Raw genomic sequence first — 11886 nt, forward strand, 5'->3', positions numbered from 1 at the left:
TTTCAATTCGTGTGCAAAGAGTTTCAATTGCCGCAAAACTTCTAAAGTTGCGCGTCGATTATTTCGTTTCTGGTTCGATTCGACAATGATAGTGCGACCCGAAACTTCCTGGTTCGTTTTTTGATTTCGTTTCAGCTACAATCAAAGACCACCACTCTCAAAACTCCCCTCTTCGAGATCACGCCATGCCTAGCCTCCCTGCCTGTCGATTTCTGGGGCTAATCCCCCTGCTTTTACTTGGCTCTGCCGTTGCACAAGCTGCCACGCCGCCGAATATCATCCTCATCCTTTCCGATGACATGGGCTACTCCGACATTGGCTGCTACGGCGGTGAAATCAAAACGCCAACGCTCGACACTTTGGCCGACGCTGGTCTTCGTTTCACGCAGTTCTATAACACGGCTCGCTGCTGTCCGACCCGAGCTTCGCTGCTGACGGGCCTCTATCCGCATCAAGCGGGAATCGGCCATATGGTTACCGGCAGCTACGATCCCGAAGCGTTCCCTGGCTATCACATGGAACTGAACAAGCAGTGCCAGACGATTCCGGAAGTGCTGAAGACTGCTGGCTATGCCAACTACATGGTGGGCAAGTGGCACGTCTGCCGCAACATCCAGCCCGATGGCCCCCAGCACAACTGGCCGCTGCAACGTGGCTTCGACAAGTTCTATGGCACGATCACTGGCGCCGGCAGCTTTTATGATCCGGCCGCACTTTGCCGAGGCAACACGCTGATCACGCCCGTGAACGACAGCGACTATCAGCCGCAGCAGTATTACTACACCGATGCGATCGGCGACAACGCGGTTCAGTTTTTGCAGCAACACGAACAGACTTCGGCCGAACAGCCGTTCTTCATGTACGTTGCCTTCACTGCGGCCCACTGGCCGATGCATGCGTTGCCGGAAGACATCGCCAAGTATGATGGCGTCTACGACAAGGGCTATGGCAAGATTCGAGCTCAGCGATTTGCTCGTTTGAAAGAGCTTGGCCTGATCGACGCTGACTGGCAAATGTCGGAACAGGCTGGCAACTGGAAAAAGATCGAACACAAAGAGTGGCAAGCTCGCAACATGGAAGTCTACGCGGCGATGATCGATCGCATGGACCAGAACGTGGCCAAGATTGTCGATCAGTTGAAGGCTTCGAGCGACTACGACAACACGCTGATCTTCTTCATGCAAGACAACGGCGGTTGTGCCGAAGGAATCGGCCGCGGCAACGACGAGAAGCTTCCACCGAATCGCAAACCGATGGGGCCTGATGAACTTCAGTTGGCTGTCTTCCCTTCGTTCGATCGCTCTGGCCGCCCGATGCGTCATGGTCCCGATGCGATGCCAGGACCGGAAGACACCTACATCGGGTACGGTCGTGACTGGGCGAATGTTTCCAACACGCCGTTTCGCGAGTACAAGCATTGGGTCCATGAAGGAGGCATCTCGACGCCTCTGATCGTGCACTGGCCAGCCGGTGTCGCGAAGGACCAACTCGGCAAACTGAACGACACCCCCAGTCACTTGATCGACATCATGTCGACCTGTGTTGATGTGGCGGGTGCTTCTTATCCCCAAGATGTCGCCGGCAATGCCATCACGCCAATGCCAGGCATCAGTTTGCAAGAGACTTTCAGCGGCAACGCGGTCCAGCGTCCGACGCCGATCTTCTGGGAGCATGAAGCGAATTGTGCCGTTCGTGACGGCAAGTGGAAGATCGTGCGATATGGCAGGATGGGCTCTGGCAAGACGCAGCCTTGGGAGCTGTACGACATGGAAGCCGATCGCACCGAGCAACACAATCTCGCCGACCAACATCCTGAAATCGTGAAGAAGATGGCCGACCAATGGCAGACCTGGGCGGAAGCCTCGCACGTGCTGCCTTGGCCTTGGGGGCATCTCGGTAAGAACTAAACTTTCGCTTGAAATTCGTCATGCGCATTTGCCTTTCCCTTTCGCTTTTGCTGACCTTGTTCCTCGCGACCGCAGCCCACGCGGACGATCGGCCGAACATCGTGCTGATCATGCTCGATGATCTTGGCTTCTCGGATCTTGGCTGCTACTGCGGCGAGATCGACACGCCAAACATCGACAAACTGGCCGCCGGAGGCTTGCGGTTCACTTCGTTTTACAACTGTGCTCGCTGTTGTCCGACCCGGGCCGCGTTGTTGACGGGGCTCTACCCGCACCAAGTCGGTCTCATTCGTAATGGCCGATCGCTGACCAAGAATGGCGTGACGATTGCCGAAGCCCTGCAACAGGCCGGCTATCAGACCGCCATGGCTGGCAAGTGGCATCTCAGTCAGACGAATCCCATCGATGGACGGCAGAAGCAGCTCGACTGGCTCAATCACCAATCGAACTTCGACCGCGAATTCGCTCCGCTTGATACTTATCCGATCGATCGTGGCTTTCAGCGACACTTCGGTCCGATCTGGGGTGTGGTCGATTACTTCGATCCCTTCTCTCTGGTTAACGGCACCGAGATCGTGAAAGAGGTCCCGGACGATTTCTACATGACCGATGCGATCGGCGACAAAGCGGTGGAATACATCGAAGAAATGTCGAAGCAGGATGCTCCTTTCTTCATGTACGTCGCCCACACCGCTCCACACTGGCCGCTACATGCCAAGCCAGAAGACATCGCCAAGTATCAAGACAAGTACGCTGCCGGCTGGCACCAACTTCGTGATGCCCGCTACGACCGCATGGTCGAAGCGGGCTTGATCGATCCGCTAACGTTTCCCAAGCCTGCCCTGCAAGGGGAAGGCCCCGACTGGAATGCCCTGTCGACCGAAGAGAAACAACATATGGCCCAGTTGATGGCAGTCCATGCGGCGATGGTCGACTGCGTCGATCAAAGTGTCGGTCGCGTCGTTCAAGCCTTGAAGAATACCGGTCGCTACGACAACACCTTGATCCTGGTGATGTCGGACAACGGTGCTTCACCGGAACGTTATCTGAACCCTGGCTTCGATCGACCGAACGAAACTCGCGAAGGCAAACCGATTCAGTACGAAGGAATCTTTAACCCTGGCAGCGAAGAGACCTGGGGATATATCGGTTCGTATTGGGCCAGTGCTGGCAACACGCCGTTTCGTTATTGGAAGGCACAGTCGTTTGAAGGAGGAGCCCACACGCCGATGATTGCTCATTGGCCGAGCGGTCTGAAGGCAAAGCCTGGCTCGACGACCGATCAGCAAGGGCATGTCATCGATGTGATGCCAACCTGCCTGGAACTGGCCGGGGCTTCCTATCCGACGACCTACGATTCGCACCCGATCACGCCGGTGGAAGGCAAGTCGCTCGCTCCGATCTTTCAAGATCAGACGCGCGAAGGTCACCCGCAACTTTACTTCGAGCACGAAGGTGGCAAGGCGGTGATCGCCGATGGCTGGAAAGTCGTCCAGCCACGCCAAGGTGGTCCGTGGGAACTGTATCACCTGGAAGAGGACCGCACCGAAACGAAGAACCTTGCCTCTGAGCAGCCAGAGCGACTGGCCAACATGAAGAAGCAGTGGCAGGCCTGGTTCGATCGCGTGAAGCCTGCCAACTAGCCTTCCGTGCTATTGCCTGAACACCCCCATTCCCTTGTCGCCGGAGTTTCCTTCATGCATCGTATTTCGTTGGCTGTGCTGGCCTTGTTCGCATTGGTCGGATCGGCTCGTGCCGCGGATCTACCCAACATCGTGGTTTTTCTTTCGGACGATCATACGCTGACCGATTCGTCGCTGTATGGTTCGACCGACTTAAAGACGCCCAATATGGAGCGAATCGCCAAGCAAGGTTTGACGTTCGATCGAGCCTTTGTCGCTTCGCCATCGTGTGCCCCAAGTCGCGCGGCGTTGCTGACTGGCCTCATGCCTTCTCGCAACGGTGCCGAACCGAACCACTCGCGTCCTCGGGCCGAAATCAAGAAGCTGCCTGCCTATTTCCAGGACCTGGGGTATGAAGTCGTTTCGTTCGGCAAAGTCGGGCATTACGCTCAGACACCGGAGTACGGATTCGACCTGGCGAAGCATTTCAAATATCACGAAGACATCGCCATTGGCGAAGCGATCAAATGGCTGAAGGCTCGCGAGAGCGACAAACCACTGGTGCTATTCGTCGGTACGAACTGGCCGCATGTGCCATGGCCGGAAGCGAAGGACATCGACCCCAAGTCGATCAAGATTCCGCTGACGCATGTCCACACTCCTCAGACACGTGCTGCCCGGGCCCGCTATTATCAGGCCGTCAAAACGATGGACCGCGAACTGGGAGAAGTCTTCGACGAAGCCTACGCCAAGCTGGGCGAGAACACCCTCTTTCTGCACACCAGCGATCACGGCGCCCAGTGGCCGTTTGGCAAGTGGACGCTATATGACGACGGCATTCGCACGCCGATGATCGCGGTCTGGCCAGGCCACATTGCCGCCGACAAGCGAACCGGCGCGATGGTCTCGTGGGTCGACATCTTGCCGACGCTGTACGCCGCCACCGGACAGACGCCGCCAGAATCGATCGACGGAAAGTCGTTCCTGCCGGTGCTCGAAGGCGAGCAAACCGATCATCGCGATGCGATCTTCACCGTCCACAGTGGCGACGGCAATAACAATGTCTATCCGACGCGCAGTGTCCGCACCGAACGCTGGAAGTACATCCGCAACTTACACCCAGAATTCAAGTTCAGCTCGCACGTCGTTCGCGAGAAACGCCCGGTTCCTTATTGGGATAGCTGGGTAAAGAAGGCGGAGACGGTCAAAGAAGCTGCCCGCAAAGTGAAGCGTTATACGCAGCGACCGGCCGAAGAGTTGTACGATCTCGAAGCCGACCCGATGGAGCAGAACAACCTGGCACTCGATCCTGAACATGCCGAGAAGTTGAACCAGCTTCGCGGAAAGCTCGATGCCTGGATGAAAGAACAAGGCGATCAGGAAAAGATCTACGGCGAACCGATCTTGCTGGAAAGCGAATAAGCTTTCCGCCTGGCCGATGCAAACTCACTCGCCCTGATTGACCTCTGCCACAATGGTTGGCACCGCGGTCAGGGCAAAGTAGGCCGCCCACGCGAAGGCCGAGCTATTGTAGTCGTTCGACGCATCACCAGTCAGCGTAAGCACTATGCAGAAAATGCCAAACGGGATGGCGACCAGCGTGAAGATGGTGCAGATCTTCGCGATCATCGGACGATACGTGCGGCAAACCTCAGAGATCGGCAAGTAAGCGAACGCCAACAGCAGTGCGACCAGCACCATCGGCAGGCTCGCCAAGGCCATCCCCGTGGTCATGATGCCGAGGTAAAACAGCAGAAACCCCAACAGAAACCAACTGCTGCGAATCTCCCAGCGCGAGAAGAGTTGTCTTCCCTGGCTCGTCATCGAAAGCCAGCACACGCCAAGGGGATCGACTATTGCCCGGATCACGCAGGCCAGAATCAATTGGCCTGTGATCGGCGCCAGGGCCATCGGAATCACTTTGTCGACCTTCGATGCGTAGATGCCACCACCCACGCCCAGGAGCAGCACGAAGAAGACAAGCACGAACTCAGCTGAGTCGCGTCCCCAGTTGTGCAGCTTGCCGATCGGAGTCGTCGCGACTTTGGCCTGATGTAGGCTCATTCGCGAATCTTCGATGTTCGGGTCGATTCGCAGCGACTCACGGAAGTGATATTCGGCTGCCTGCAAATCCCCATAATCGGCCTGAGCGACCCCCATAACGTGATGTGTCCAGGGATTCTCGGGGTCCTGCCGTATCGCTTCTTTCAACGCTTTATCTGCTTCATCTTTGAAGCCAAGATCACGCAGAATAATGCCCTTCAGCCGATGCGAGTAACCGTCGCTCGGATCGAGCTCGATCGCTTTATTGGCCATCTCCAGGGCGTCTTGCTTCTGCAACAGACGATATAAGATCGAAGCCAACAACGAATAGGCGTCGGCATATTCCGGAGCCATCCGAATCGCTTCGCGAACCGTCTTCTCTGCTTCGTCAAACCGTTCGTCCTGCTGCAAAATCCAAGCGGCGTTTTGCATCACCAGCGGATTGTCGGCACCCAGCCGGATCGCTTCTTGGGCGTAGGGAATCGCCTCGCGAACTTGCTTTAGTTCGCACAGCGTGACTCCCATTCGCACATGCGCCAGTGGGTTCTCCGGGTCTTCTCCCAAAGCTAGAGCGAACTGCTGCCGGGCATCGGCATACCGTTTCGCTTGCAGCAAGAACAAGCCACGGTCCATGAAGAAGTTGGCCTGCGATCCATCCGCAGAGACGGGGTCCAACGTCATGACTACCCTTCTTCTCCCAGGCTATCGAGGGCAACACAAGTGATGTAGGTAATCAGGATCCACCAACGATAAATGAAGATCGAAGGGAGACAGAATAGCAGCACCAACAGCGGAAGCCCATCGGGGCCAAACTCAAGAATCATGCGACCGATGGTCAGCGGAACCGCGAGAACCAGTGCCCCGACCATCGCCCAGCGAGCCCATTTGGTTTCAGCTTGGAAGAGTAGCAGCGTCGGCAGCACAAGCGTCAGCACGCCTGAGTTGATCACGCTCATCTCTTTCATTTCGACGATCCGCGAGGTGATCATCGTGCCGACAGCCAGCAAGATCAACGGACCACCGATCGCCCCTTGCCAACGCTCCCAGCGCGACATCGCGAGACGCCCGAAGGGATGAAAAAGCAACATGAAATTAGTCACGGCATCCGAAAATGCGAGCGCCGCACCTAAGAGAATCACCACGACATCAATCGGCACGGCTGCCACTGGCGGCAACTGCAGCCACTCGACGGTTCGATCGACCGCGATCATCACGCCAAGTATGCCAAGAATGATCATCCACTGCATGCCGGTGGTCTTGGTCCCCAGCCACAGCAGAAAGGCGAGCAGACGGCGATAGATGGGGGACTTCGCCTTGAGTGTTTCCAATGCTCCTCGACGGGCATCGTCGTAGTTCGGATCGAGTCGTAGCGCCTCGCGGAAATGAACTTCCGCTTCCTCGATCTGGCCGCGATGCAAACAGTTCCAACCGTAGTTGCAGTGCGAGTATTCCGATTCCGGATTTTCTCGCAAGGTATCGCGGAGTTCTTCCTGCGAGGCATCGAGCTTGCCCAGGCCACGCATGGCAACGGCTCGCAGGTTTCGCGCTTCGTGATGCTGAGGATCGAGTGCCAACACAGTATCCGCCGCATCAAGGGCTGGTTGCCACTGCGATTTGCGCGAGTAATAGGTCCCCAAGGCAAGCCAGCAAGAGACCGACTCTGGATCGATGGCAACGCCGATCTTTGCCGCCATCTCGGCATCGGCCAACCGGTTGGCCATCAAACAGGCAAACGCCAGGCAGCCATGGGTCTCGGCAAACTCCGGCGCCAGCCCGACGGCGGTTTCCGCATGTGCGACCGCTGCAGAAAAGTCTTTCAGTTCGATTAGACAGTCGACCAATAGCAAGTGGGCGAAGAGGTCTTCCGGATCGTCGACCAACCGCAACATAAGTTGCTTGCGAGCCTCGTCATACCGCCCTGCCCCAACCAGCATGCGGATCCGATCGTGTTGTTCCATAGAAGCTTAGGCCTATCGATAGCTGCTCAGCACGTTCGCTAACACGATTGTTCCCAGCGGAACGAAGATGAAGGCCTGTGTGCAGCGTTCGCAAAGAGATGCAACCGCTAACGGAAGGTTCTCCAGTCCATAGATGGCACCTACGCCGAAGCCAAGCGCCAAGCCGGCGGCAACCACCGTGGTGATCGCCATGACTTTGCGTGGCATCCCCTCTCGAATTTGAAACATCATTGCCATCGGGATCGCCGTGAACCCGATGCACAATGCGAGAACGAGTCCGATCTCACTCGCCATGAAGAAATTGGCAACCAGGCAGCCAATCGTTAGCACAATCGCGGAACCGACCGCGAACCCGCCCAGCCGTTCCCAGCGCGTTAGCGCTAATCGGCCGAACGGATGCAGCACGACGAGGGCATCAGAAATCGGCCCAGCGAACCAGGTTGTCACACAGAAGAGGAGATACGCCCCCATGACGACATAGGCGAGCCCTTCCGTTGCCGGATTATTCACCAGGGCCTGAAAGACCACGCGATAACCGATCAACAAGCCAATGACGATTGCCCACTGCATGCCGGCGGTCTTTGTCGCCATCCACATGAAGTAGCCGAGGATCCAGCGATAGACCGGCACTTTCGCTTTCAGCGTTTCGAGAGCCCCGACACGAGCCCATTCCAGGTTCGGATTGATCCGCAGTGCTTCGCGAAAATGAATCTCGGCTTTGTCGAGCTTGCCGCTTTGCAGGTAGGTCCAACCGAGGTTGGCATGCGACGTCGCGTCTTCAGCGTTGACTTTCAGCGACTCTGTCAACTCGTCAATCGAAGCCCCTGACTCGCCCATGCTCCGTAAAGCCAAGGCTCGCAGGTTCATCGCTTCGATATCGTCCGGCTTGTAGGACAGAGCCATCTCGGCCATGCGTCGGGCTTCCGCCCAGTTCTTGTAATGGGCATGAACGGAGGCCAGCACATTCATCGCCATGATCAACGAAGGATCGAGGCGGAGTGCCTGCTCGGCGCCGAGCTTCGCATCTTTGTACTTATCGGCCTGCAGGTAGATGGCAGCCAACACCCCGTGCGTGTTCGCCGAGTCTGGTACCTGATGCACGGCGAACTCGGCATGCTCGATCGCGGCATCGTACTCTTTGAGGTTGGCGTGACAAATCCCCAGCAGCATATGCGCGATCGGATCTTGCGGATCTTCGGCCAGTCCCAAGCTGATCTGCTTTTTCGCTTCCGCATAACGGTGCGTATCGATCAGCATCTGACCGCGTTCGACGTGTCGGTTCATTTCAATTTCATGTAGCTCAGGATGTCGTCGTAAAGCCCACCGTCGTTCGCGTACAAGGCATAATTACGCGCAGTCGAAAACCATTCTTTGGTGGTTGGCTTGTGCCGTTTAATTGCGGCCAGCACATCTTTGCCGGTCACCGGCACCGGCTTGCCGGTCTTCAATGCTTCGCTCAGTTTCGATTCGACCGCCAGGTCGACGACCGCCTTCAAGTCGGCCCCAGAGAACTGGTCTGCTTTCTTGGCGAGGTAGCTGAAGTCGACATCTTTGGTCGGCTTGTTTTGACAAAGGACCTGCAAGATTTCGGTCCGCGAGGGAGCATCGGGTGGCGGAACGAAGATCACGCGATCGAAGCGGCCTGGTCGGCGGAAGGCGGAGTCGACATGCCAGGGAGCATTCGTCGCGGATAGAATCAGCACCCCTTCGTTCGAACTTTCGACACCATCCATCTCGGCCAGAAACTGATTGATCAGTTGCCGGGCACTGCCGCCGTTCATATCGCTACGGCGACCACCCAGTGCGTCGACTTCATCAAAGAAGATCACGCAAGGGCTGCTGTTTCGGGCGACCTCGAAAAGCTGATGTAAGTTGCGTTCGCTATTGCCCATCCACATGTCGAGCACATCGTTGATGCCGACACTGATGAAGTTGGCGTCGATCTCGCCAGCGGTGGCCCGAGCCAGGTGCGTCTTGCCACACCCCGGAGGCCCATACATCATGATCCCGCCACCGATTGTCTTACCGTAGGCCTTATAGATCTCGGGGTTCTGCATCGGATAGATGATCTTCATCCGGATCTCTTCCTTGAGATCTTCCATCCCGCCCACGTCCGAGAACTTGACCTTCGGCCGTTCAACCGCGGCAGTCAGATCGTCGGCCGGATCGGTCGAATTGATGCGAATCTTTCCTTCGACCACTTCTCCTTCTTCAAACTGCACGCCGACACCCAAACGTTCGCTCAAGGCGTCGTCTTCCAGTTCTGGATCGAGATCGATCGCGGTCTTGTAATGATAAACGGCCGACGAGGTATCCCCTTCCGCCATCGCCACACGGCACGCCAGCATATGTGCTTCCGGCGAAGCATCGCGACCATGGACGATCCGCTCGATCACCACGGCGGCTTCACCGACCTGATTGTTCTGCAGAAAGCAATCGGCCAATCGCAGCGGCCAGCCTTCGTTGCCAGGCTCTTGGCGAGTCAGCTCTTTAAAGTGATCGATGGCCGCTTCAAACTTACCCAGGCCATACAGCGAGTCGGCCAGGTGACGACGAAGCGGGATATTGTCGGGGCTGAACCGCAACGCCTCTTCCAGCGCGCGGAGTGATTCTTCAGATGAGCTCATGGCCTGCGATCTTCCGTTCCCAGTAGCGAATTCGACTATTCCTATCATGCCACGCAGGGGGCCGATTGCCCACTGCCGAGTGATCATTTTTCCCAGGAAGATGACAGCCAAAACTGGCAACAAGTTCGGGAAATCGAGAACAAATCACCTACCTTGGTTAGGCCAGAGCCGATTGAATTCGCGAAACTAGTTGGTTATCTTTTCGCTGCGAATCGCGGAGCAGGAAGATATTCGACGCCAGGTAGGTATCGCGCCAGGCCGGCGAGACGTGGTAATAATCTTCCAGGATGGCCGAGCTGAACTTGTAATCGTGGGCGTTGTCCCCTTTGCGGAACACCAATACCCGGGCCGCATCGATCAACTGCTTCGCCTTGGCCGAATGGTTTTCCTGACCTTGCAGGTAGGCCAAAGTCATCTGCGCGGCGGCCATCGGATCGCTTCCCAGTTCGGCGAAAATATCATCCACACTTTGCGGCGACTTCGCTGGCTCGACTTCGGAAAGCTTGCCGACGGTCACGTCTTTGACCCGGCCGCGGCCCCCCATGCCACTGCGGAACATCGGCAGGAACGCAGCGTTCTGCAGCAGAAGCAGTTTGCGTGTCGCATCGTCTCCGCAGGTCTCGTACGCGTAACGCAAGGCGTTGGTGGTGGTCACGCTATGCAATGGCACGATCGCCGGCTGCTGCATCACCATCTCGCCGGCGACGACATGCATGGCATCCCAGATTGATTGTGGATGAATGCCACTGTTGATCAATTGAACGGCCTGATCGCACGCATCGTCATTGGAACCGCTGCGCAGCGTTTCGATCATGGCCTGGGTGGCGTCAGAATCGAGCTTGCCCGTCGTCCAGTCGTCACGCAGCTTCGCCGCGATTTCTTCGTTGCGACGGAACGGTCGGTCCGCTTCGTCGTCGCGCTGCGAAGGATTGCTCCCTTCATGCATCAGCAAGGCATAGGTCAAGCTGCGTAAGACGGGCTCGGCATGCTGCCAGCCGATGCAGCTTAGGGTGCGATAGCTATTGGCAACGTAGATCGCCTTGTGGCCGATGCTACGATAATCGCGCGAGCCGTACTTGAAGAGCAAGCGATAGATCTCGTTCGCACCGCCGGTCCGTGCCAGGCTGGCCGCGGCGATATCGGCCTTTGCTTCGTCCCAGTTCTCCATCGCTTCGACGTACTGAGCCTTCGCCTTGGCGTGTGGCATGACCTGGCTGTCATCGATGGCCGACATCGTCCAGTCGCCTCGTTCTTCTACGTCTCGCTGGGCGGCCGACTTGTAGTGATCGAGCGCCCAGAAGATCGGCAACCAGCGATGCTCGTCCGGAGAAGAGATACTCGCCAGGTGGGCCGAGTTCACAACCAGCACCGCGTGAAACTTATGGCCGACGCTGGGACGGGGCTCGATGTTCTTGACACCTACCAGCAGCAGCGCCGCGAGAACTTCGCGATAGCTGGTTCCCTGTTTGATGCGAGCTGCGACTGCTTCCATCAATTGCTCGCGCGGGGTCTCTTCAATCAGCCGGACCAGGGGCTCGATACTGGAGTCGAGACGCACAACGTTTGGATCAAGCTTCGCTTCCGCCGCCGAGACGGGCTTCAGTTGCGAGAGCATCCCGAGATCTCCCATCGCCAGCAAGCCACCGCAGAGGGCACCAGACTGCAGCATTTGACGGCGTGAGACGCGAGGGGTGCGTAATGGGGAATGCATGGCGATGACTCCGAATAG

At 57.1% G+C, this 11886-nt stretch carries 8 protein-coding genes; 3 read left to right on the forward strand and 5 right to left on the reverse strand.

The window, feature by feature from the left end; translation table 11 throughout:
- The first annotated feature begins 185 nt into the window (after nt 1–185).
- Genes ABD890_RS09140 through ABD890_RS09150 form a run of 3 tightly spaced genes read left to right on the forward strand, consistent with a single transcriptional unit; the run spans nt 186 to nt 4951 of the window.
- Entirely contained in the window at nt 186–1907 is a 1722-nt protein-coding gene (locus ABD890_RS09140) for an arylsulfatase (protein WP_345088062.1), read from the forward strand.
- Nucleotides 1908–1927: 20 nt separating this feature from the next.
- On the forward strand, nt 1928–3550 hold the full coding sequence (locus ABD890_RS09145; protein WP_345088065.1) for an arylsulfatase: 1623 nt from the start codon (nt 1928–1930) through the stop codon (nt 3548–3550).
- A 54-nt stretch (nt 3551–3604) separates the two neighbouring features.
- Entirely contained in the window at nt 3605–4951 is a 1347-nt protein-coding gene (locus tag ABD890_RS09150) for a sulfatase family protein (protein WP_345088067.1), read from the forward strand.
- A gap of 24 nt (nt 4952–4975) precedes the next feature.
- Here the strand turns inward: ABD890_RS09150 and ABD890_RS09155 are convergent, their stop codons facing one another.
- The 5 genes from ABD890_RS09155 to ABD890_RS09175 all read right to left on the reverse strand — a co-directional run bounded on the left by ABD890_RS09155 (nt 4976) and on the right by ABD890_RS09175 (nt 11868).
- A complete protein-coding gene (locus ABD890_RS09155) occupies nt 4976–6253 on the reverse strand; it encodes a tetratricopeptide repeat protein (protein ID WP_345088069.1) in 1278 nt (425 codons plus the stop codon).
- Between the two features lie 2 nt (nt 6254–6255).
- A complete protein-coding gene (locus tag ABD890_RS09160; protein WP_345088071.1) occupies nt 6256–7530 on the reverse strand; it encodes a tetratricopeptide repeat protein in 1275 nt (424 codons plus the stop codon).
- Nucleotides 7531–7542: 12 nt separating this feature from the next.
- Nucleotides 7543–8814: a tetratricopeptide repeat protein gene (locus ABD890_RS09165; RefSeq protein ID WP_345088073.1), complete on the reverse strand. Its 1272-nt coding sequence runs from the start codon at nt 8812–8814 to the stop codon at nt 7543–7545.
- Nucleotides 8811–10157: an AAA family ATPase gene (locus ABD890_RS09170; RefSeq protein WP_345088075.1), complete on the reverse strand. Its 1347-nt coding sequence runs from the start codon at nt 10155–10157 to the stop codon at nt 8811–8813. The genes ABD890_RS09165 and ABD890_RS09170 overlap by 4 nt, the downstream gene beginning before the upstream one ends.
- Nucleotides 10158–10314: 157 nt before the next feature.
- Nucleotides 10315–11868: a hypothetical protein gene (locus ABD890_RS09175; RefSeq protein ID WP_345088077.1), complete on the reverse strand. Its 1554-nt coding sequence runs from the start codon at nt 11866–11868 to the stop codon at nt 10315–10317.
- Nucleotides 11869–11886 lie beyond the last annotated feature (18 nt).

Origin of the sequence: Bremerella cremea, from assembly GCF_039541315.1 — a bacterium.
In the GTDB taxonomy this organism is placed as follows: Bacteria; Planctomycetota; Planctomycetia; order Pirellulales; family Pirellulaceae; genus Bremerella; species Bremerella cremea.